This is a genomic window from Actinophytocola sediminis (assembly GCF_054779715.1).
In genome coordinates this window covers 141,662-164,266 of record NZ_BAAGXS010000080.1, presented here as the reverse complement: position 1 = coordinate 164,266, position 22,605 = coordinate 141,662, and the positions used below count along the sequence as shown (strand labels likewise).

Here is a 22,605-nt window from a genome sequence, read left to right as displayed (position 1 = left end):
ATGCCCTTGTTTACGGCGGTCTTGCGTGCGCCCATCACATGTCCTCGATCAGGCCCGCGGTGGCCAGCGCCCGCGCCGGCAGGAACCGCAGGAACATGACGGTGGCCGCGGGCACGAGCAGCGTGATCCCGAGCAGCCAGACCGTCGCGAGACTACCGGCGGCGAGTGCGCCGAAGAAGGCGTGCAGCACCCCGAGCACGAACGCCGGATAGGCGAGCCGGTGCAGCCACATCCACCGCCAGTAGGTCATCCATCGCTTGAGCGCCACCGCGATCGACGCGGCGAGCATCCCCTCGAAGGCGAGTACGCCGAAGGTGTACCGCAGGGACTCCTTGAACGGCACCACCACCTCCGCCAGCTCCCACGCGCCGCTGTCGAGCATCAGCAGCGTGGTGCCGTGCACGAAGGCGAACGCCAGTGCCAGCGTCGCAAGCACCTGGTGGCTGTTGCGCAACGCCTCCCGTCCGGTCAGCCTGCTCACCCACCCGGTGCTGGTGAGCACGCCCCAGACCAGCGTCAGGCACATCAGTGCGTACGCGAGACGGGCCGACAGCGTGGACACCTCGAGCACGCCACTGTCGTGCCCGGCGTCGGCCGCCGCCATGTACAGGTACACCGGTACTCCTAGCGAGGATCAGTAGAACGGGTACGGCGGGCAGGTCGGCGGAGCCCCGACCTGCCCGCCCGCCGGACACCGCGGACGCGGGAGTATCAGCAGCGCCGGCCGCTGTTGACGCACTGCACGACCCGATCCATCAGCTCAACAGGCATGACGTTCACGAAGTCGCTGTGCTCGGTTATCGGACTGTGTAGCTCGGCCGGGAACGAGTCCACCGCGAACACCCGGCCACGCGGCACCGCGTAGTTCAGCGTGATCCGCAGTGCGGGCACCGCCACTGTGCCCTCCGGGCACGTCCCGGCCTCGTCCGGGAACACGATGTGGTCGCGGTGGTTGGCACTGTCGGTGTTCTCGCCGTCCCAACAGCTCGGGAAGTCCTGGATCCGCGTGAGCTGGCTGCCCCGAGGACACAGCGGGTACTTGTCGGTGATCCTGTCCTCGAACCCGGTGCAGGTCCACTTCGCGTTCTGGTTGACCCCGTCCTGGCTCTCCGACTTGGCGTTGCCGGTCAGCACCCGGATGAACTGCGGCATCGCGACCACCTGTCCCTGGGCACTGCCCCGGAACTCCAGCCGCACGGTCGGCCGCAGGATCTCGCCGAAGTTGTGCGCGTTGGTCTCGTCGGCGGCACCGGTGCCATCGGCGTTGCGCACCCGGATCACCGGCCAGAAGTAGGCCGACTGGTCACCGTTCTCGCAGGTGGTCTCCGCGGCCACCAGGCTCTCGTTGGTGGACTCCGAGGTGGCTTCCGCGTTGCCGACGTAGTCGTGGGTGTGCTCGGCACCGTTGACCTTGCCGGGGGCGGCGATGAAGTTGTCGGAGTTGAAGTGACCGTCCTCGTTGTTGCCGCAGTTGGTCACGAACGTGCCGCGCGAACCGGCGGCGCTGAACTCCGGACCACCGGCGAGGTTGTTGGGTTCGACCTCGAAGATGCTGACGAAGTCACCCGCGAACGGACCGAGCTCGTCGGTGCAGTCCTCGTTGCCGAAGTCGTCCTCCGGCGCCTCGGGGTCCACCGGCGGCACCGTCTCGGGCGGCGGGGGGCCCTGCTCCTCGCCTTCACCTGGCGGCTGCTCCTCGGCCGGGGGCTCCTCGGCCGGCGGAGTCTCCGCCGGGGGCTCCTCGGTTGGCGCTTCCTCGGTCGGCTGCTGGCCACGGGGGCGAGCACCCAGCACGGAGTTCTGCCCGAAGCCCTGGGTCGCCGTCTCCTCAGCCGGCGCTTCCTCGGTCGGCTGCTCCTCGGCCGGGGGCTCCTCCGCCGGCGGCTCTTCGGCCGGCGGTTCCTCGGCGGGTGGCTCTTCTGCCGGGGGCTCCTCGGCCGGGGGCTCCTCCGGCGCCGGGGCCTCGCTCGACGCGGGTGGCGGGACGTCCGGCAGACACGGAACCGGCCGGGTCGCCTCGTCCTCGGCCGACGCGGCACCGTAGATGCCGATGCCGACGGCCGCGCCGAGGATGCAGACCGCGGCTGTGCCAGCGGCGACCAGCCGCCGACGCAGATGTCGCGGTATCTGGTGTCTTGCCATGCTCTTGCCTCGCAGTTCTCTGGTAAGCGTTCGGGGAGCTCAGCGCGTGTATGGCCGCAGCAGCCCCTCGGTCAGGCCGATCTCGGCGACGCGGAGGACGACCACCAGGCCGAGGTCGACGCCGTTCCCGCAGCCGGTCCTGGAATGGACACGGCCGGAATCGAGGCGCCCTGGGTGATCGTGGTCGCTGGAGCCGGTACTGGTCGGTCGCCGCAGGTCACCGCAGGGGTGACCGGGGCATGGCCGGGCGCGCGAAGTGCGCCGATATTCTGGCCGGACGTCACCGGCGCGCCCATCCCGTGGACCGCAGCAGCCATCGGGATGGGCGACACCGGCGACATCACCGCCATGACACGACCGCGAACTCGTCCGTCCACTCTGGACTCAGGACTCGTCGCTCTCGGCGCGCCCGCCGGATCTGGTGTACGGAGTGGGCGCGACCTGGCGGTCGTATCGGGTGCTCATGGAGATTTCCTTTCTTGGGCAAGGAGTTCCTTCTTCACCAGCACGTGCGGTCACCAGCAGATACGGAAACCCGGTAGTCACGGTTCAATCACGGTCAGACCAGCAAGTGTGACGTGAGTCACTCGACAAGGAGCGTGGCGTGGGTCCACGATGTGCGCCGTGAGCCGGCGTTCAAGAATCGATTTCGCCGGCACGGAAGACGTCTCGGACAGACATGAGGCGTTGGTCAGGATGCTCTACCGCGAGTACGGTGGCGCGCTGTTCGGTCATGTGCTGCACCTAACCGGCAATGATCGGCAGTGGGCCGAGGACGTCGTGCAGGAGACCCTGGTCCGTGCCTGGCGCAATGCCGATCGACTGGATCGGGAACCAGGCATGCTGCGCGCCTGGTTGTACACGGTGGCCCGCCGTATCGTGATCGACGGCAGGCGGAGCCACAGTGCCCGACCGAAGGAGGTGGACGCCGCACCACTGGAAACCATGCCGGTACCGGACGGATCGGAGAAGTCGTTGTCCGCCATGGTCATCGCCGATGCACTGCAAGGGTTGAGCGCGGAACATCGGGAGGCGCTCGCGGAAACGTATCTGCGTGACCGCACGGTCAATGAGGCGGCGGCGGTTCTTGGGGTACCGCCGGGAACGGTGAAGTCGCGGGTGTACTACGCACTCCGCGCGCTGCGGCAACAGCTTCGGGACGGGGAGTGAACCGACGATGACCGCACCACGACATGTGGATGTCGGCGCTTACGTGCTGGGCATCCTCGACACGCCGGACGAGGCGGCGTACGAGGAGCATTTCGCCCAGTGCGAGCAGTGCCGGCGTGAGTTCATCGAGATGGCCGACCTGCCGGCGATCCTGGACACGGTGAAGCCGGCGAAACCAGACAAGCAGGGGCAGCCGGAACGGCAGCCCGCGCTGCCGCCGCTGGACACCCTGATCGACTTCCGGCAGCTCGCGCCGCCAGGTCCGGCCGCGCCGCCAACCGGCCCGGCCGTGCCACCGCAACAGCGGCCGGCCGGCGCGACCCAGCCGACCAGGATCCCGCCGGTGCCGACCAACGGCAAGCCGGCGGGCGCACCCACGAACGGGCACGCGCGGCCGATCGGTCCGCCGATCCCCGCCCCGAAGCCAGCCCCTGGAACTGGGCGACACACGCCGGTCCCGCCCCCCGGTCGGCCGGCACCACGCGCCGAGAGCACCGGCCGGTCCGCCCCCGTCGCGCGTCCGGGTCCGGAGGGCACCGGGCGGTCCGCGCCGGTCGCCGCCACCCGCGCCGCCCGGCCGACCGCCGGCACCCGACCCGCCACCACCAAGCCATCCGGCAAGCCTTCGGCCACCGGACCCGCCGGCAGGCGAAACCGCAAGCCGGTCTGGCTGGCAGCGGCCGCGGTCGCGGCGCTGATGTCGATCGGTCTGGTCATCGGCCTGACGTCGGGCGGCTCCGAGTCCGGCAACCAGGTCGCCGAAGGCGGCACCTCGACGCCGCCGCCGACCACCTCCGGCGCGGTCGCCGGCGCCCACGTGGTCAGCGGCACCGACCCGAAGTCGGGCGTCACCGCGATCATCACCGTCGAACCGGTCGCCGACGGCATCAAGATCGACGCGACGCTCTACGAGGTCACCACCCCACAGGAGGGCGCGCTCTACGTGGTCTCCCGCTTCGGCGACCGCGAACGCATCGCCACCTGGAAGGCGCCCGAGGGCACCGACGGCGGCGGCGAGGCCATTCGCGCCTCCGGCGTGTCCACCTTCGCCCAACACGACATCAGCCGCTTCGAGGTGCACGGCGGCGGGATCGAACCACTGCTGGTGGTGCCGATCTAACCCCCGATCCGGCCACAGTAGATTGTCCCGTCATGGCGATCGTGGGAATGGTCGAGGACGACGAATACCAGTCGGAATCCGGCACGCTCGTCGTCCGTGACGTTGGGGCGTACGAGAAGCGTGGCCCGTTCAGCCAGCACGGCACGGACGTGCAGCCGTGCGGCACGATCGTGCGCACCGGCAACGGCTGGCTCGAGGGCGCGGCGGGACCCGGTCCGGACATGGTGCGCGTGGAGGTGCACGACTCCGCCCCGGCCGACGACATCGCCGACTGGGCCGATGTCGTCGACATCCCGTATCGGAGCCTGTCGGGCAAGGCGGCGCTCGACTACGTGACCGGCGGCGCGGGCGGCGACCCCTTCGCACTTCCCGGAATGGACACCTGTCGCGTGCGGGTGGCCCGGCGACCCGTCGACCACCACGACGCGTGGCGCGCTCACTGGCTGCTCCGCTTCTGGCCGGCCGAGCCGGCCCCACCGAGGTGGTGGAAACGGCACGCCGCCGCGCTGCGGCCCGCCGATCCCGGGTGGTACATCATGTTCAGCCACGAGTTCAGCGACCTGCTGCGGATGGTCGATGCCGCGCGGGAGGACCTCGGCGAGGCGACGCTCGAGTCGTTGCGGCAGTTCGGCATCCGGTGGAACCGGGGGGACGACTGGCTGGACCGGCCGCTGCCCGGCCGGGTCCCGATCCTGGTCATGATGCACCCGTCGGATGTCGCCGAGCAGTTCGGCATGCCGGCGCCGGGCACGCTCGCCGAGTCCCTTGAGGTGTTCGTCGCCGCCGGGGCGCTGGTCAAGGACGACCGCGGCTACCGCAAACCCGCCGCGCAGCCGAAGCCGGAGGACGTGATCGACATGTCCGACCGGCACCGGGACCGGCTGGTCCGCCAGCGCGACCACAACCGGTTCTGTTCCTATGCCGCGGATCTGGTGTCCGTCGCACTGTGGAACGGTGGGACACAGACACTCGCCGGTCTCGCCGACCGTACTCTCGTTGCCGAGGACGACGTTCGCGCCGCGCTCGAGTGGGCCGAGCGCAAGAACCTGCTGCGCGTCGACGGCCCCCTCGACGCGACGTTCACCATGACGCCGTAGCGCCGTAGCGCCGAGACTCAGTGCGGCTTGCGATAGACCGACACGTGCAGCGTGGAGTCGCCGGTGAACGGGGCGCCTTTCCAGTCGCCCCAACGGTTTTCCAGCTCAAGGCCGGCCAGTTCGGCCATCAGGTCCATCTCGTGGTGGGTGAGGTGCCGCCCGGAGATCGGGTAGAACCGCGCGCCATCGGTGCCGAGCACCACCCACGCGCCATCGTAGGTCCCGCCGACCGGGTCGAGGATGCCCGCGGCGATGGTCACCTGGTCCGGCTCGACCTTGACCACGTTCAGCCGGTGGGTCGCACCACCGACGACCGCGGTCTCCAGCACGAACCGGCCGCCCGCGTGCAGATGTGCGGCCGCGTTGCGGAACAGGTTCACCTGCGCCCGCTGGTCGGGCAGCGCGAGAATCGTGTTGAACGCGATGAACGCCACCGCGAACTCGCCGGGCACGCGCACCGTGGTCATGTCGCCGACGATCACCGAGATCGCCTCGGCGCCCGGCTTCTCCCGTAGTTTCGCCAACATCTCCGTACTGATGTCCACACCGGACACCGAGACCCCGCGCCGGGCCAGCGGCACCGCCAGCCGACCGGTGCCGACACCGAACTCCAGTACCGGTCCCCCGGCAGCGAGCTCGCCCAGCGCGGCGACCGCGCCGTCGTCGTCCATGAGCCCGCTGTGCCACTCGTCGTAGTTGTCCGCCCATCGGGCGCCGTAGCGGCGCGCGTCGTGTGCTGTCATCCGACCACGCTGTCAACCGAGGGACACCCTGAGCAACGCATTCGTCGACGCACGAAACGACGGGCCGCCATTGGAGCGGCCAAAGTCGGCCTCATCACCCGGCGGCTGGCTTGACACCTGGCATAATGGCAGGAGCCATTGGCCGTACATTTCCTCACGAAAGGGGAGACCGAGCGCATGATGCCGGTCCGCACCGAGGCCGCCTACCAACGCCTCGCCCGCCTGCTGCGCGGGGAGATCCGGCGCGGCCGCTACGCCGACGGCAGCCGGCTGCCGACCGAGGCCGAGCTGGCGCGGGAGTTCTCGGTCAGCCGGCAGACCGTGCGCCGGGCGTTCCACGACCTGGTCGCCGAGGGCCTGGTGCGGCGCACCGCGGGCCGGGGAACCTTTGCCACGCCCCAAGGTCCGTACCTACGCCAGTTCGGGTCCATTGAGGACCTGATGGGCCTGTCGTTGGACACCCAGCTGGAGATCGTGGAACCGCTGCGCCGACAGGTCGACATCGAGGCGGCCAGCAGGCTGCGACTCGACGGCGACCTCGTGCACAGCGTGCTGTTCCGCAGGCTGCACAACGGAATCCCGTTCTGCGTCAGCTCCGTGCACGTCCGGCCGGAGATCGGCGAGCTGCTCGCCGAACTGCCGGAGCTGACCACGACCGGCGCGGTCAGCGACGTCACGGTGATCGCGATGATCGACACCCGCACCGGCCACCCGATCGCCGAGGCCGAGCAGAGCATCACCGCGGTCGCGGCGAGCGCGGAGCTCAGCGCTCGGCTCGGCTGCGCCCCCGGCACTCCCCTGCTGCGGGTGGACCGCACCTACCTCACGACCGGCGGCCAACTCGTCGAAGTGGCGATCAGCTACTTCCTGCCGGCGCACTACTCCTATCGGGTCAAGCTCCGGCGAAGCCCAGGCTGAACCAGCCCAACCACGCCCCGCCGCCACATCACCCCAACCGGGTCAAGCTCCTGCGAAGTCCAGGCTGAGCCGTTCGTTGCGGGAGCGCAGCAGGTTGTGCACCGTCTGCGGGACCCGCAGCCGGTCGTCGGACTCGTAGTGCCGGCGCAGGTCCTCGAAGCTGTCGTCCGGCGTCTCGGTCAGCGCGGCGAGCCGGTCGAACAGCGCCACCCGGTCCTCGTCGATCCGGTCGTGCGGGCCGGGCATCACCCCCCAGACGTCCCACGGCAGCAGCTCGACGTTGTTCAGCGCGGCGACATCGCGCATCAGGTTGCCGGCGATCCACCAGTAGCCGGACTCGTTGGTCAGGCCAAGGCCGAACCGCTCCGGGTCCGCGGTCCCCGCGCGGCAGGCGACCCACGCCTGGCCGGCGACCAGGAACCGGTCGCGCGGCACGTCGGTGAGGTCGAAGTCGATGGGGAACATGCCGCGCTGCTGGTCGTCGATCTGCGCGTCCGCCAGCCGCCACCGCCCGTCCTGCCAGTACTCGGCCACCCAGTGATCCTCGTTCACCGGCCCGCCGAAGTAGTTGGCGAACCCGCACCTGGCCCTGGCCGGGACCCCGTGCACGCGCAGCATCGACACCAGCAACACAGTGAACTGTCGGCAGTTGCCCGCGGTGCGCGCGGCCGGCTCCCGCGCGACATCCAGCGGTCTGCTGTCCCTGGCCCGGATCCGGTCGAGCACGTCGGCGATCCGCCGCAGGTGAACCGGGGCGCGGTCCTCGTCGCTTAACGTGACGCCGTAGGCCGACGCGAGGTGCTCGTGAATCAACACTCCCTGGGCAACTGCCGACAGTGCGGCGACGTCGTTCGGCAGCCGAACGATCTCCGCCGCGTGCCCGCCCGCAGATGTGAACCCAAATTTCTTGGTATAAAAGGGAAGCGTTTGCATCCCTCTGTTGTACAGGCTGGTCACGGGGTACGGCACCGCGGGTCGGCCGAGGCTAGGTCGGCGTGACCGGGCGCCAGGTGCCGGCCTGGCAGATGACCGGCCGGTACCGGGCGGTGATCGAGTACGTCCCCGGACGGGGGCACCGCTCGCCGACCACCGCGAAGCGGTCGTCCCTCGGCCGGGTGGGTGCGGTGGTGCTCGGCGCCGGCCGGGTCGGCGCGCTGGTCGCCGGCGGTGGGGTCGGGCCGGCCTCGGCGGTCATCGCGCCGGCCACCGGCGGCGCGACGATCTTCGGGGTGCTCGGCGCCGGCGTGTCGGTCACCTCGGTCACCGTCGGGACGGGCGCCGAGCGGCCCGCCTCCGACTCGGAGCCGCCGAAGAGCAGATACCAGCCGCCGAACAGGCCGACCAGCACGACGGCGGCCGCGATCCGGACCACCTGCGGCAGGCGCAGGCGGTCCGGCGGCGTGGGCACCGGCCGGCACGGAGTCTCGTAGGCCGGAGGCGGCATGCTGGAACTCCCCGACGTCGTGGTAGCGCTCAGTGACTGTCGAGCCGCCAACGTACCAAGCTCCGGGCGGGCGTTCTCAGGTGGTGACGCCGCCCCGGCGTTCCAGGGTGTTCAGCCGCCGCTCGGTCGGCCACCGCACGTCGGTCGCCCAGCCGAACTTCTCCAGGATCCAGATCAGCCTGGCCGAGATGTCGATCTGCCCGCGCCGTACCCCGTGCCGCGCGCAGGTGGGGTCGGCGTGGTGCAGGTTGTGCCAGGACTCACCCATGGACAGGATCGCCAACGGCCAGAAGTTCGCCGACTTGTCCCGCGCGGCGAACGGCCGGCTACCGATCATGTGGCAGACCGAGTTGACCGACCAGGTCACGTGGTGCAGGAACGAGACCCGCACCAGCCCGGCCCAGAAGAACGCGGTCACCGCGCCCCACCAGGACCAGGTGAGCAGGCCACCGAGCACCGCCGGGGCCAGCAGGGTCACCAGCGTCCAGAGCCCGAACTGGCGGTGCACCCTGGCGATGTCCCGGTCGGCGAGCAGGTCGGGCGCGAACCGCTCCGCGTTGGTCAGGTTGCGGTTGAACACCCAGCCCATGTGCGCGTGCCAGAAGCCCTTGACCAGCGCGACCGGCGAGGTGCCGAACGCCCACGGGGAGTGCGGGTCGCCGTCGCGGTCGGAGAAGGCGTGGTGGCGGCGGTGGTCGGCGACCCAGTGGGTGATCGGGCCCTGCAGGGCCATGCTGCCCACGATCGCGAGCGCCACCCGCAGCGCCCGCCGCGCCTTGAACGCCCGGTGGGTGAAGTACCGGTGGAAGCCGACGGTCACCCCGAGGCAGGTGACCGTGTAGAAGACCACGGCGAGCACCACGTCCACCCAGCCGAGGCCCCAGCCCCAGGCCAGCGGCACGGCCGCGATCAGCGCGACGAACGGCCCGAGGATGAAGAAGTACGTCGCGATATGTGGGGCCAGTCCCCTCGGCGGACCGTGGATGGGGCGCACCTCACGCGGTGTGTTCTCCGTGGTCCCCGCGTCTGCGGCGAGCGCCATACGCCAGTCACCCCGACCTTTCGTTCGTCTCCGGGAACAGATTGGGTGTAGGAAAGCAGGTCGCCCCGCCGGATGCCACCCTTTGCCGGCAAATGGGACACCCCCGTGCCCCGACCGCCGCCATCCCACCCCCCGAACCTGAACATCCCACCCGCGAACGCTGAACTCGCCGTACGCGAACGTTGAACTCGCGACCCGCGCGAGTCCACCGCTCCCGCCCCGCGAGTCCAACGCTCCGGACACGCGAGTCGAACGCTGCCGGCACGCGAGTTCAACGTTCGCCGGATCGGGTGACAGCGACTTCGGTGACCGATGGTTACTCTTCGACCACTTATCGTGCTGTTGGATCGTCACCAGCCGATCGGCATCGTCCGAGGGCCGCGGGCGATCATCTGGCGCTTCCAGCCGACGTCGCCCGCCAGGCGCAGTCCGGGCAGCCGGTCGATCAGCGCGCCCAGTCCCTCCTGCAGCTCCACCCGGGCCAGCTGGGTGCCGAGGCAGCGGTGCGGTCCGTGCCCGAACGCGATGTGCTGGTTGTCGTCGCGGTCGAACCGCAGCTGGTCGGGCGCCGGGAACCGCAGCGGGTCCCGGTCCGCGGCGCCGATGGCCACCAGCACCGGCTCGCCCGCCCGGACCAGCACGCCGCCGACGTCGATGTCCTCGGTGGCGTAGCGCGGGAAGGTCGCCACGCCGCCAAGCGGGATGAACCGGGACAGCTCCTCCACCGCCGCCGGCAGCAGCCCGGGGTCGGCACGCAGTTCGGCCAGCCGGTCGGGGTTGTCCAGCAGCACGTAGACGAAGTTGCTCAGCTGCGCGGCGGTCGCCTCGTACCCCGCGCCGAGAATCGTCCGGCACAGCTCGACCAGCTCGTTCTCCGACAGTCGATCCCGCTCGTCGCGGGCCTCGATCAGCGCGGTCATCAGGTCATCGCGCGGCTCGGCGCGCCGGTGCTCGATCAACGCCCTGATGTAGTCCTGGAATTCCGTCCGCAGGACCGCGAACCGCGCCGCGGAGATGCCGCTGGTCGACATCACCGCGTCACTCCACACCCGGAATTTCCGGCGGTCGGCGGCCGGCACTCCAAGCAATTCGCAGATTACCTGTACTGGTAGCGGCAACGCGTAGTTCTCCACCAGATCCACCGGCTGGGGCATGGTCAGCAACCGGTCGACCAACTCGTTGGCCAACTCGCGGATGCGTGGCCGCGACAACTCCACCCGGCGCATGGTGAACGCCTTGGCCCCCAGGGTGCGCAGCCGGGTGTGTTCCGGTGGGTCCATGGACAGAATGCTGCTGACCTGCTTGGCCTCGGTCAGCCGGGGCGCGTCCGCGACCACCGCCCGCGCGCGGCTGAACACGTTGCTGCCCAGCACAAGCCGGGCATCGGCATAGCGGGTGGCCAGCCACGCCGGCTCACCGTACGGTAACCGCACCCGGACCAGCCCCGGCGTGGCACGCGCGAGGGCGTAGGCGGCGTCCAGTTCAAGGCCCTCGGCCACATTGAACGGGTAGGCGACGGGATCGGGATATGCCGGATTAGTCACGTTCCGTTTATAACCGGTCACCCGGGGATTTTCGGTCTCCGAACGTGCCCCGGAGGAAATATCCGCACCTGGTGATAATGCGGAATTCTTTCAGGAAATTCCGGCGGTCGGCGCCCAGTCCGGCCAGCGCCACACCCGGCCGCTGCCGGCAGTGGCCAGCACGCCGTCGTCGGACATCTCGAACTGTCCGAAGTCGACAATGTGCAGCGCGCCGTCCACCGGGCTGAAGGCGACGTCGATGGGCCGGAACAACTCCGGACCACCGGACAGCCCGGTCGTCGACCAGTCATCCGGGTCGACCAACAGCAGATCCCGGCCGACCTGCGGGTGGCCGTGCGGCGCGGTCATCGGCGTCTCGTCGCCGAACAGCGTGACCACCAGCCGCCCGCCGAGACCGGGCACCTCGGTCGGCACCACCGCGAACTTCGTCGCCGCCGCGTGCGGCTCGAACTCCACCAGCGCGCCCTCCGGCTTGGGCAGCGTGTCGTGCGCCGACAGCAGGAACGTCGGCTGCGGCCCGCGCACCGGCTGGAAACGCGGCTCGGTCACCGCGACGCCGCCGATGAAGTCCGGCCAGCCGTACCAGCTTTCCCGCCGCACCTCGAACAGCAGATCCGGGGCGTTGCCGATCGGCCTGCTCCCCCGGTCGTCCGAACCCTGGTCCACCGCGAGCAACCGCCCGTCCGGCAGGAAACCGAGCCCGAACGCGTTGCGGATGCCCCACGCGACCAACTCCAGGTTCGACCCGTCCAGATCGCAGCGCATGACCGCCGCGGTGCACGGCAGCGCGCCCTCGATGGTTTGTCCCGCCTGGGTTGTCGTGCCGAACGGGACGAACGCGCCGGTCCGCGTGGTGGCGTCCTGGTCGGCGACGAACGGGTCGCGGGTGGTGATGTTCTCCCCGGTGAGCGTGATGTCCAGCCCGGGAATGTCGTGCGCGTGCGGCAGCCGCCGCAACCAACCGAGCTCGTAGGCGTCCAGCCCGATGACACCGAGGTTGGACATCGCTCCCTGTCCGAAGTAGAGCTTGCGGTCGGCGCCGACCACGGCCATGTTCGTGTGGTAGTTGCCGGGGCCGGGCATCCGGTCGACGACCACCGTCCGCGTGCCGGCGCTGTCGATCCTGGTGATCCGGCCGGCCCCACCCTCCGAGACGTAGAGATCGCCGTCGTGCCAACACAAGCCGGTGACCGGCGGGGCGAGTTCGTCGGCGATGACGACCGGTTCGCCGGCACCGTCGAACCGCAGCACCCGGCCGCCTCGGCGCGCGCCGCCGAAGGGCAGCCCGGACTCCGCGACGTAGACCCGGCCGTCGGTGTCGAACACGATGCTGGTCGGGAAGTTCAGACCACTACTGACAACCACGGGCTCAGCCACGACGGACTCCCTTTCCCTTCGGCCGCGTCCTGCTGATTGCGAAGCTAGTCCGGCGGGCGCGGGTGAGCTTCTCCCGATGTGCGGACTCGTGCAGGGGAAACCTTCGCACGCCAAAAGATGAGCAGAGATGGCACCGCTCAGTAACGTGCGGGCAGACCCTTCGGTGACAAGAGATTGTCTTGGGAGCGCCCATGTGGCCGAAATCCATCGTCAGTAGGCGGGCTACCCGCCGTTCACTGCTCACCATCGCGGCCGGTGCGACGCTCGTGGTCGCCGGCCTCATCCCCGCCGTGCCAGCGGTGGCCAACTCCCCACAGCACAACGGTTCCGGCTGCGCGAAGGCCTCGACCTGGTCCGAGCCGAACGCGGACATCGCGGGCACCCGCCATGTGCGCAGTCCCATCAACAGTCGTACCGTGGACGCGTTACGTCCACAGTGGAAGGTGCCGCTGGTCTCGCCGCCCGAGCGCTGGCCGGGCACCCACGCGGCCACCCCGGTGGTCGCCGACGGCGTGGTCTACACCCAGGACCTCGACTCCAATGTGTACGCGATCGACCTGCGTACCGGTCGCGAGCTGTGGCGGACGATGCTGAGCTCGTACTCGAACGGGCCAAACGGTGTCGCGGTCGACGACGGCCTGGTGTTCGGCGCGACCAAGACCGAGGCCTTCGCACTGGACGCGGACAACGGCCGGGTGGTGTGGCGGAAGTCGTTGATCCGCAACCAGAACGAGGCCATCGACATGGCACCCGGGATCCACGACGGCACCGTCTACATCTCGACCGTGCCCAGCTTCCTCGAGGGCTCGACGGCCGCCGGCGGTGTCGGCGCGCTGTGGGCGATGGACACCAGGACCGGGAAGAAGAAGTGGGTCTGGCACACCGTCCCCACTGGACTGTGGGGCCACCCGGAGATCAACGGCGGTGGCGGCCTGTGGTATCCGCCGACCTTCGACGACGAGGGCTACCTCTACGTCGCGGTGGCCAACCCGACGCCGTTCATCGGCACCCCGGAGTTCCCGTGGGCCTCCAGCAGGCCAGGCCCCAACCTCTACACGAACTCCATCGTCAAGCTGGACGCCGACAACGGGCGGGTCGTCTGGTACAACCAGGAACTGCCGCACGACGTCTACGACTGGGACCTGCAGAACTCGCCGATCCTCACCACCGTCCGCGGCCGCGACGTGGTGGTCGCCTCCGGCAAGACCGGCTTCGTCTACATGTACGACCGGCACTCCGGCAAGCGGCTGTGGAAGACCCCGGTCGGCAAGCACAACGGCCGCGATGACGACAACCTCACCGCCATGGCGGGCGATCTGAGCAAGATGCCGACGATGCCGGTCGAGATCTTCCCCGGCGTGCTCGGCGGCGTGCCGGCACCGGGTGCGGTCGACGGGCGCAACGTCTACGTCGGCGTGAACAACTTCGGCGCCATCTGGACCAGCCAGACGCCGCCGCCGATCTTCGGCGACTTCTCCGAGGGCACCGGCGAGGTGGTCGCGCTCGACCTGGTCACCGGCAGGATCAAGTGGTCCACGCCGGTGGACTTCACTCCCTACGGCGCGGCCACGGTGACCAACGACCTGGTGTTCACCACGACCTTCGACGGCGTGGTGCACGCGTTCAACACCAGGAACGGCAAGCCGGAGTGGCAGGCCAAGCTGGCCGGCTCGACCAACTCGCCGCTGGCCATCCACGGCGACTGGCTGATCACCGCGGCCGGCTGGCCGCAGAACGCGGACGAGAAGGCCGAGATCGTGGCCTACCGCCTCGACCGCGGCCGGGTGAACCAGGCCGACCTGGCGCACCGGCCCTGCCGTTAGGACGGAAACAACAGATCGGGGGCCACCGCGGTGGCCCCCGATCTGTTGTGATGTCAGGACTTCTCGGCGCACTCCGCGATGCGGCCGGTGAGGAACGCGCGCTCGGCGTCGTTGTCGGTGAGGTCGAGTGCCTGTTGGTAGGCCGCACCCGCCTCCGCGTACCGCTCGAGTCGGCGCAGGAAGTCCGCCTTGACCGCGGGCAGGTAGTGGAAGCCGGCGAGGTCCTTGTTCCCCTCCAGCAGCTCGATCTCGGCCAGTGCCGGGCCGAGCCCGTCGACCATCGCCAGCACCACCGTGCGGTTGAGCGCGACCACCGGCGATGGCCACACCTTCAGCAGCTCGTCGTAGATGATGAGCAGCTGTCCCCAGTCGGTCTCGGCGTAGCTCGGCGCGGTGGCGTGCAGCGCCGCGATCGCGGCCTGGAGGGCGAACCGGCCTGGCGGACCGCCGCGCAGCGCGCGGACGACGAGTTGGTGGCCCTCCTCGATGGCCTCCCGGTCCCACAGCGAGCGATTCTGTTCCTCCAGCAGCAACAACCGGCCGCTGGCGTCGGTTCTGGTCGCCCGCCGGGCGCGGTTGAGCTGGAGCAACGCGAGCAGCCCCCGGACCTCACGCTCGTCGGGCATCAGGTCACGCAGCATCCGTGCCAGGTCGACCGCGCGGTCCTCCAGGTCACCTCTGGTCAGCGTCTCCGCCGACGGCGCGGTGTGGCCGGTGGTGAACAGCAGATGGATCACGGTGAGCACGGCGTCGACCCGGTCGGGCAGCGCGCCGGCCGGCGGCACCTGGAACGGGATGCGGGTGGCCGCGATCTTCTTCTTCGCCCTGGTGATCCTGGCGGCCATGGTGGCCTCCGACACCAGGAACAGCTTCGCGATGTCCGGTGTGGACAGACCGCAGACCAGCCGCAGGGTCAACGCGATCTGCCCCTCCTGGGGCAGTGCGGGGTGGCAGCACATGAAGATCAGCCGGAGCCGGTCGTCGTGGACGACGGGGTCGGCCGGGATGTAGACCTCGGACACGTCGGCCTCCGCGAGCAGGTGTCGCTTGGCTCGGAACGACTGGTCCCGCCGCAGCGCGTCCAACGCCTTGCGCTTGGCGGTGGTGACCAGCCAGGCGCCGGTGTTGGCTGGAACGCCGGTGCGCTCCCAAGCGGTGAGCGCGGAGACGTACGCGTCCTGCACGCATTCCTCGGCCAGGTCGAGATCGCGCGCGACGCGCACCGTCGAAGCGAGCACAACGGCCCACTCCCGACGGTGCGCGTCAGCCACAGCCCGCGCGACGGCGGATGAATCGGAGCTGATCACCCTTCAAGCAGCGGACGAACTTCGATGCCACCATCCATGATCGGCACGGTCTTGCCGACGGCGATCGCCTGGTCGATGTCCTTCGCCTCGATGACGAAGAAGCCGGCGAGCGCCTCCTTGCTCTCGATGAACGGGCCGTCGGTGACGACGCCACCCTTGCGAATGGTCGAGGCCGAGCTGGCTGGCTGGGTCGCCTGCTCGTTGACGATCGTGGCGCCGATCTCCGCGATCCGCTCCGGCACCTTCATGTGGGCGTCCATGACCTCCTGCGGAATGTCCGCCACGCCGCCGGGAAGTTCCTTCTCGTAGATCAAAATCGCGTACTGCGGCACAACCTGTCCTCTCCTGTACTCAACGGTGCGGCCCCGTGGAGGGCCCTTCAAACCATACGACGGACGAGCCCCCGCCAACTCGACAACCCGCCCGAGAAATCAGGGTGAATTCCTTCCGCTGCTGGTCAACGCCCGAACACCCGGGCTAGCCAACGGCTTCGACGCTGGGCTTGGCCAACTCCGCCGCCTCGTCCTCCTGGCCGAGCGGACGGACCCGCCGCAGCCGCACGACCACCAGCGCGATCACCCCGGCCAACACGCCGGCGGTGATGCCGGTGACGAGCTGCATCGAGTCGGTGTAGGCCGCCCTGGCCGCGGTGATCACGGCCCCGGCCAGGTCCGGCGGCAGGGTCGCCGCCGTGCCGACGGCGTTGGCGATGCTCTGCCCGGCGGCGGCCGCCGCCTCGGGCGGCAGCTGCGCCGGCAGCGTGTCGACGACCTGGGAATGGTAGAACGCGACGCCGAGACTGCCAACGGTGCCAACGCCGATCGCGGTGCCGACCTCGTTGCTGATCTGGGGCATCGAGGACGCCGAGCCCGCCTTCTCCGGCGGCGCGGAGCCCACGATCAGCGTCATGCCCACGGCCAGGATCGGCGCGCCACCCATGGACCACACGGCGAACCCGACGATCAGCAGCGCGGCGTTGCCGTAGGTGCCGGACAGGAAGACCAGCACCAGACCGATGATCACCACGGTCTCGCCGACGGCGATCATGTACGCCGGCCGGAACCGGCGGGCGAGCGCCCCGGCGATCGGGGAGGCCAGCGAGCTCAACAGCATGCCGGGCACCAGCGCGAGCCCCGCCTTCCACGCGGTCAGCCCCTCGACCAGCTGGAAGTGCTGCATGATGAACAACAACACCGTGCCGGTGAACGCCGCGTGCAGGAACAACGCGAGCAGCGGCACGGCGAAGTTGCGCAGTTTGAACAGGGTGAGGTCAAGCAGCGGCGTGGCGAGCAACCGCTGGCGCCGCACGAACACCACGCCGAAGGCGATCCCGGCGACGATGGCGACCACCGGCAGCAGGTCCCAGCCGTTCCTGGACAGCTCCTTCACGCCCCACACGGCGGGCAGCAGCGCACACAGCGACAGGATGGAGCTGAGCCAGTCCGGCCGGGGCGCGTCCGGGTTGCGGAACTCGGGCAGCACCACCCGGCCGACCACGACCAGCACGGCCGCGACGACCGGGGACATCAGGAACACCGATCCCCACCAGAAGTTCGCGAGCAGCACCCCGCCGACCATCAGGCCGGTGACCGCGCCGATGGTGAAGAACGAGGCCCACACCCCGATCGCGACGCCCATCTGCCTCGGGTCGCGGAACATGTTCCTGATCAGCCCGAGCGTGGACGGCGCGAGCGTGGCGCCCGCGATGCCGAGCAGGCCCCTGGCCAGGATCAGCATTTCCGGCGTCGTCGCGTAGGCGGCGGCCAGCGAGGCGAGACCGAACGCGGTGGCGCCGATGAGCAGCAGCTTGCGGCGACCGATCCGGTCGCCGAGGCCGCCCATGGTCATCAGGAAGCCCCCGAGCATGATGCCGTAGATGTCGGCCATCCACAGCTGATCGATGCCGTCGGCGGCTAAGCCGGCCCCGATGTGCGGGAGCGCCTGCAGCAGCACGAAAGCGTCGGAGGCGACCAGGAGGGTGGCCAGGCACATCACGCCAAGGCCGATCCACTCCCGTGTGCCAGCTGTGGGTGGCGCCTCGTTGACAGACATGTGTTTACCTCTCGACAGAGGACACCAACGATTTCGTCATGACGCGCACGACGAATGATTCCATCGGAATCTACAACCGCGCGGAGCCATTTACACCACCTCCTCCTGTGGTCGGCATTCTCGAAGAACACCCAGGTCCGGCCGAGTGTCAGGATGGTCTCGACCCCGTCGGCAGGAGAGGACACGCGCATGATCGACCGCGCCATTTCGTCCACTGTGGAATGTCCGATCGCGACGGTTGAGTCCAGTGTGGAGGGTACGCGATGACCGCCGCCGCGCTACCGGGTGAGGCCGGCTTCGACGCCGCCACCGCGGTATTCAACCTGACCGCCCAACCACGGCCGGCCGCCGCGGTGACCGCGCGCACGGTCGAGGACGTACGGGCGGCGATCGACCACGCCACCCGCGCCGGGTTGCCGGTGCGGGTGCACACCACCGGGCACGCCGCCGGCGCGGTCCGCCCGATCCGGGACTGCCTGCTGATCCGGACCGAGCTGGCCGGCGAGGTGACCGTCGACCCGGTGGCCAGGACCGCCAGGGTGCCGGCCGGCACCCGCTGGGAGGCGGTGGTCGACGCGACCGCGCCGCACGGCCTGATGGCCGCGCACGGCTCCTCGCCAACGGTCGGGGTCGTCGGCTACCTGTTGCGTGGCGGGCTGAGCCCCTACGGCCGCGCGGTCGGCCTGGCCGCCAACGGGGTCCGGGCGATCGAGTTGGTGACCGCGGACGGCGAGCACCGGCGGGTGGACGCCGAGTCGGATCCGGAGCTGCTGTGGGCGCTGCGCGGCGGCGGCGGTGGGTTCGGGGTGGTCACCTCGGTGGAGCTCGACCTGTTCCCGGTGAGCGACGTGATCACCGGCGTCGCGTACTGGCCGGCCTCGGTCGCCGACGAGCTGCTGGCGACCTGGCTGGCCTGGGCACGGGAGGCGCCGCGCACGGCGACCACGTCGGTGCGCGTGATGAACCTGCCCGACCTGCCGGACGTGCCGCGCGAACTGGCCGGCCGCACGACCTTCGCGGTGGACGGCCTGGTGCACGCGACCACCGCCGGGCAGCTCCCGGCCGTGCGCCGGGACGCCGAGGACCTGCTCGGGCCGCTGCGCGCGATCGCCCCGCCACTGCTGGACAGCTGGCAGGAGGCCACCCCGGCGGCCGTGCTGAAGGCACACCTCGACCCGACCGACCCGGTGCCGATCGTCGGCGACCACCTGCTGCTGACCGATCTCGACGAGCGGGGCGCACAGCGCCTGCTGGACACGATCGGCGAGGGTTCCGGCTCACCACTGGTGGTCGCCGGTCTGCGCCAGCTCGGCGGCGCCTACCGCACCCCGGACCGCCCCGGCGGCGCGCTGGACCGCATCGACGCCAGCTTCTCCTACGGCGGCTCGGGTCTGGTGTTCGAGCCGGCGCACGCCGAGGCCATCCGCGCGCACGGCGCCCGGCTGCGGGCGGCCATCGGTCCGTGGGACACCGGCCGGACCGTGCCGAGCTTCGTGGAGGACATCGAGCAACCGCAAGGACATCTCACCGGGGAACAGGTCGCGCTCGCCCGCCGCGTGCGCGCCCGCGTCGACCAGAACGGCCTGTTCCGCGACGACGTCGCCCCCGGCGACGCCGCCATTCCCGACGCACCATCCCATTAGGACCCGAGCACGGAAGTAGGGACCATGTCAGCATTCCAGTGGCCGGCCGAGACGCGCTCTTTCTGTGCGGAGATGCCGTTCTCCGAGCAGACCGCGCTGTTCGAGCACGGCAAGGGCGTCCACCTGTTCGACGCCCAGGGTCGGACCTATCTGGACTCGCTGTCCGGGGTGTTCGTCGTCTGCTTCGGCTATGACTGCCAACCGATCGTCTCCGCGATGACCGAGCAGCTGCAGAAGCTGGCGTTCATCCCGCCACTGCACGGCACCAACCGCAACGCGATCGACCTCGCGCACGGACTGGTCGAGCTGGCGCCGGACGGGATCAGCTCGGTGAAGCTGCTCAGCGGCGGGTCCGAGGCGGTCGAGTGCGCGGTGCGCCTCGCCCGGCTCTACCACGTGCTGCGCGGCAAGAACACCAAGCAGAAGGTGTTGAGCAACTACCAGAGCTACCACGGCGCGACCTACGGTTCGCTCGCGCTCACCGGTCACCCGTCGGTCGGCATCTTCGGCGCCCCGATGCCGGCCGTGGTGCACACCTGGCCGCCGGAGGCGGTCGCCGAGCACTGGAACCTGGACATGCCGGCCGCCAGCGAGCAGGCGGCGATGCTGATCGAGCGCACGATCGAGAACGAGGGTCCCGACTCGATCGCCGCACTGATCGTGGAGCCGATGAGCGGGGTCCGCGCGATGGCCGTGCCGGACACGATCTACTTCACCAAGCTGCGCGAGATCTGCGACCGGCACGACATCCTGCTGATCTTCGACGAGATCGTCACCGGCTTCGGCCGCACCGGCACCCCGTTCGCCGCCCAAGGCGTCGGCGTCACCCCGGACCTGTTGTGCGCCGGCAAGGGCATCTCCAGCGGGTACGCGCCGCTGTCCGCGCTGCTGATCCACGAGCGGATCGCCGGCATGTTCCGCGACGGCGACAACCCGATGGCGTTCGGGCCAACACACACCTACTCGGGCAACCCGATCGCGGCCGCCGCCGGCCTGGCCGCGGTCAACTACTTCAACGAGGGCGACTTCCTGCCAAGGATCAACCGGCTCGGCGACCGGCTGCAGCGGTCGGTGCGCGAGATCGTCGGCGACCGCGGCGCGGTCAACGGCAAGGGTTTGTTGTGTGGCATCAGGTTCCCCGACCCGGACGGGCGCGCGGTTGGCGACCTGGTCGAGCAGGCGTGCCTGCGGCGCGGCGTGATCGTCCGGGGCATGATCGACGGCCTGATGATCGCGCCCCCGTTCGTGATCAGCGACGAGGAGCTCGACGAGGTCCTTTCTGTACTCACCGAGAGCATCGACGAGGTCGTCGGCGCCTGACGGGCGCACTAGAGAAGCCAAGGAGCACCACCATGTCCTCAGCAACCGGATGGGACCTGCTGGTCAGGCGGGACGACCTCAGCACCACCGAGGTACGCCCGAGTTCGCCGGACCCGTTGGCCCCGGGCGAGGTTCGGCTGGCCGTCGAGCGCTTCGGCATCAGCGCGCTCACCGCCACCTATGCCAGGTTCGGCGAGTCCCCCCTCCAGTTCATGAACGTGTTCGCCGCGCCTGATGGCCTCGGCCGGGTGCCGGTGTGGGGCTTCGCGCGGGTCGAGGAGTCCCGGGCCGAGCAGGTGCCGGTCGGCAGCCGCTACTTCGGCTGGCTGCCGATGTCCACCCACCACACGGTCACCCCGGAGGCGGTCGACGGCGGCTTCGTCGACGCCACACCGGGTCGCGGCTTCGCCCACGACTGGTACCGCACGTTCGAGCTCGCGCCGCCCGACGAGCTGGACGACCGGCGCGCGCTGATCCACCCGCTGTTCCCGGCCTCGTTCAACCTCGCCGAGTTCCTCGGCGCGCAGCAGGCGAAGTCCGTGCTGCTCACCAGCGCGTCGAGCAAGACCGCCATCGGCCTTGCCCACCTGCTGTCCACACGCGACGGTGTGCGGACGATCGGCGCGACCGCGAGCACCAACAAGGCGTTCGTGGACGCGCTCGGGCTCTACGACTCGGTGGTCAGCTACGACGACCTGGCCGACGCCCCGATCACCGGCGCGACGGTGTTCGTCGACTTCACCAACTCGTTGGAGCGCCTGGACGAGGTCTACCGGCACTTCGCCAACTACCTGTCGGCCACCGTCCTGGTCGGCTTCACCCACCCCAGGAGCTCGTTCGAGCCACCGACCCTCGACAACCCGGTGCCGGAGCTGTTCTTCACGCCCGCGGTCGAGCAGCAGCTGATCGCCGAGCAGGGCCTGGCGAACTACCGGCGCCGGTACGCCGAGGCGGAGACGTCGTTCCTCGCCAGCACGACGGCCTGGCTGACCGTGCAGCGCGGCAACGGTCCACAAGCGATCGCGGACGCCTATCGGACCGCGCTCGCCGGAAAGCAGCCACCGGACGTGGCCGAGGTCCTCATCCCCTGACCGCCGACGCGGTCGTGCAGGAGGTATCACCGTGACGCAGGACGTGCAGCAAGCACCCAGGTTAGGCGAGGGGCCGGACGATCCACGCGGTACCGTCCACACCAGGTCCGCGCCGCCCCGGTGGTGGCGAAGGCCGTGGGTCATCCCGCTGGCCCTGGTCGTCCTCGGCTTCCTGATCTACCAACTCAGCCCGTTCCGCGAGCTGAACGAGGCGACCGCCCCGCTGCCGCCGCACGAGGGCGCCGCGTGGTACTGGCCGACGCTGCTGATCCACATGGTGTTCGGCACCATCGCGATGATCACCGTGGTGCTCCAGCTGTGGCCGTGGCTGCGCCGCAACCATCGGCGCGTGCACCGGATCAGCGGCCGGTTCTACGTGGTGTCCACGCTGATCTCCGGCGTCTGCGCACTGTCCATTGTGAGCTTCGCACCGCCGGTCGGGCGGATCGGCGTCTCGATGGCCACGACCCTGTGGATGTTCACCACGACGATGGCCTACATCCGGGTCAGGCAGCACCGCTACGCCGCCCACCGCCGGTTCATGTTGTACAGCTTCGCCATCGTGATGAACAACGTGTGGGGCGTGGTCATCGTCCAGACGGGCATGCATCTGCCGACCGAACAGCCGGCCAACTTCCTCGTGCTGATCGAGGCCGCGCGCTGGGTGGGCTGGGTGGTCAACCTGATGCTCGTCCAGTGGTGGCTCTACCACACCGAGAACCGGCCGGAGTTCGTGGACCGCGTCCGGCCGAAGACCAAGACTGGGAGGTAG

20 protein-coding genes are annotated in these 22,605 nt (G+C 69.9%); 9 read left to right on the top strand and 11 right to left on the bottom strand.

Annotated features, from left to right (window positions below; genetic code table 11):
- Positions 1-34: 34 nt before the first annotated feature.
- Both ACYVIP_RS38035 and ACYVIP_RS38030 read right to left on the bottom strand, forming a co-directional pair.
- Positions 35-616, bottom strand: a complete 582-nt coding sequence (locus ACYVIP_RS38035) for a ferric reductase-like transmembrane domain-containing protein (RefSeq protein ID WP_460405490.1) — start codon at positions 614-616, stop codon at positions 35-37.
- 95 nt (positions 617-711) lie between these two features.
- The gene (locus tag ACYVIP_RS38030) at positions 712-2,142 is read right to left on the bottom strand and encodes a DUF1996 domain-containing protein (protein ID WP_460405488.1); all 1,431 of its coding nucleotides are present in this window, start codon (positions 2,140-2,142) and stop codon (positions 712-714) included.
- 615 nt (positions 2,143-2,757) lie between these two features.
- Here ACYVIP_RS38030 and ACYVIP_RS38025 point away from each other — a divergent pair.
- The 3 genes from ACYVIP_RS38025 to ACYVIP_RS38015 are packed head-to-tail and all read left to right on the top strand — an operon-like array spanning position 2,758 to position 5,529.
- Complete coding sequence (locus ACYVIP_RS38025) at positions 2,758-3,312, top strand: sigma-70 family RNA polymerase sigma factor (RefSeq protein ID WP_460405486.1); 555 nt, start codon at positions 2,758-2,760, stop codon at positions 3,310-3,312.
- A gap of 7 nt (positions 3,313-3,319) precedes the next feature.
- Positions 3,320-4,432, top strand: coding sequence for an anti-sigma factor family protein (locus ACYVIP_RS38020; RefSeq protein ID WP_460405484.1), 1,113 nt, complete (start codon positions 3,320-3,322; stop codon positions 4,430-4,432).
- A 32-nt stretch (positions 4,433-4,464) separates the two neighbouring features.
- On the top strand, positions 4,465-5,529 hold the full coding sequence (locus ACYVIP_RS38015; protein ID WP_460405482.1) for a DUF6042 family protein: 1,065 nt from the start codon (positions 4,465-4,467) through the stop codon (positions 5,527-5,529).
- Positions 5,530-5,546: 17 nt separating this feature from the next.
- On the opposite strand, the gene ACYVIP_RS38010 is transcribed toward ACYVIP_RS38015, so the two are convergent.
- On the bottom strand, positions 5,547-6,272 hold the full coding sequence (locus ACYVIP_RS38010) for a class I SAM-dependent methyltransferase (RefSeq protein ID WP_460405480.1): 726 nt from the start codon (positions 6,270-6,272) through the stop codon (positions 5,547-5,549).
- A gap of 177 nt (positions 6,273-6,449) precedes the next feature.
- Here ACYVIP_RS38010 and ACYVIP_RS38005 point away from each other — a divergent pair, with 177 nt between their 5' ends.
- Positions 6,450-7,190 (top strand): GntR family transcriptional regulator, encoded by a 741-nt coding sequence (locus ACYVIP_RS38005; RefSeq protein ID WP_460405478.1) that lies wholly within the window; start codon positions 6,450-6,452, stop codon positions 7,188-7,190.
- A 42-nt stretch (positions 7,191-7,232) separates the two neighbouring features.
- Here the strand turns inward: ACYVIP_RS38005 and ACYVIP_RS38000 are convergent, their stop codons facing one another.
- From ACYVIP_RS38000 to ACYVIP_RS37980, 5 genes are all read right to left on the bottom strand, one after another.
- Positions 7,233-8,003: a transglutaminase-like domain-containing protein gene (locus ACYVIP_RS38000; RefSeq protein ID WP_460405476.1), complete on the bottom strand. Its 771-nt coding sequence runs from the start codon at positions 8,001-8,003 to the stop codon at positions 7,233-7,235.
- 172 nt (positions 8,004-8,175) lie between these two features.
- Complete coding sequence (locus ACYVIP_RS37995) at positions 8,176-8,634, bottom strand: hypothetical protein (protein ID WP_460405474.1); 459 nt, start codon at positions 8,632-8,634, stop codon at positions 8,176-8,178.
- A gap of 76 nt (positions 8,635-8,710) precedes the next feature.
- On the bottom strand, positions 8,711-9,676 hold the full coding sequence (locus tag ACYVIP_RS37990) for an acyl-CoA desaturase (RefSeq protein WP_460405472.1): 966 nt from the start codon (positions 9,674-9,676) through the stop codon (positions 8,711-8,713).
- A 350-nt stretch (positions 9,677-10,026) separates the two neighbouring features.
- Complete coding sequence (locus tag ACYVIP_RS37985; RefSeq protein ID WP_460405470.1) at positions 10,027-11,220, bottom strand: cytochrome P450; 1,194 nt, start codon at positions 11,218-11,220, stop codon at positions 10,027-10,029.
- A 90-nt stretch (positions 11,221-11,310) separates the two neighbouring features.
- Positions 11,311-12,597, bottom strand: a complete 1,287-nt coding sequence (locus ACYVIP_RS37980) for a PQQ-dependent sugar dehydrogenase (protein ID WP_460405468.1) — start codon at positions 12,595-12,597, stop codon at positions 11,311-11,313.
- 191 nt (positions 12,598-12,788) lie between these two features.
- Here ACYVIP_RS37980 and ACYVIP_RS37975 point away from each other — a divergent pair, with 191 nt between their 5' ends.
- The gene (locus ACYVIP_RS37975) at positions 12,789-14,420 is read left to right on the top strand and encodes an outer membrane protein assembly factor BamB family protein (RefSeq protein WP_460405466.1); all 1,632 of its coding nucleotides are present in this window, start codon (positions 12,789-12,791) and stop codon (positions 14,418-14,420) included.
- 53 nt (positions 14,421-14,473) lie between these two features.
- Here the strand turns inward: ACYVIP_RS37975 and ACYVIP_RS37970 are convergent, their stop codons facing one another.
- The 3 genes from ACYVIP_RS37970 to ACYVIP_RS37960 form a co-directional block, all read right to left on the bottom strand.
- Positions 14,474-15,658, bottom strand: coding sequence for an RNA polymerase sigma factor (locus tag ACYVIP_RS37970; protein ID WP_460405464.1), 1,185 nt, complete (start codon positions 15,656-15,658; stop codon positions 14,474-14,476).
- Between the two features lie 65 nt (positions 15,659-15,723).
- The gene (locus tag ACYVIP_RS37965) at positions 15,724-16,059 is read right to left on the bottom strand and encodes a YciI family protein (RefSeq protein WP_460405462.1); all 336 of its coding nucleotides are present in this window, start codon (positions 16,057-16,059) and stop codon (positions 15,724-15,726) included.
- Between the two features lie 145 nt (positions 16,060-16,204).
- On the bottom strand, positions 16,205-17,779 hold the full coding sequence (locus tag ACYVIP_RS37960; protein ID WP_460405460.1) for an MFS transporter: 1,575 nt from the start codon (positions 17,777-17,779) through the stop codon (positions 16,205-16,207).
- A 263-nt stretch (positions 17,780-18,042) separates the two neighbouring features.
- Here ACYVIP_RS37960 and ACYVIP_RS37955 point away from each other — a divergent pair, with 263 nt between their 5' ends.
- The 4 genes from ACYVIP_RS37955 to ACYVIP_RS37940 are packed head-to-tail and all read left to right on the top strand — an operon-like array spanning position 18,043 to position 22,605.
- Positions 18,043-19,422: an FAD-binding oxidoreductase gene (locus ACYVIP_RS37955; RefSeq protein ID WP_460405458.1), complete on the top strand. Its 1,380-nt coding sequence runs from the start codon at positions 18,043-18,045 to the stop codon at positions 19,420-19,422.
- Positions 19,423-19,446: 24 nt separating this feature from the next.
- On the top strand, positions 19,447-20,742 hold the full coding sequence (locus ACYVIP_RS37950; RefSeq protein WP_460405456.1) for an aminotransferase family protein: 1,296 nt from the start codon (positions 19,447-19,449) through the stop codon (positions 20,740-20,742).
- A 32-nt stretch (positions 20,743-20,774) separates the two neighbouring features.
- The gene (locus ACYVIP_RS37945) at positions 20,775-21,833 is read left to right on the top strand and encodes a DUF2855 family protein (RefSeq protein ID WP_460405454.1); all 1,059 of its coding nucleotides are present in this window, start codon (positions 20,775-20,777) and stop codon (positions 21,831-21,833) included.
- Between the two features lie 31 nt (positions 21,834-21,864).
- On the top strand, positions 21,865-22,605 hold the full coding sequence (locus ACYVIP_RS37940; protein WP_460405452.1) for a DUF2306 domain-containing protein: 741 nt from the start codon (positions 21,865-21,867) through the stop codon (positions 22,603-22,605).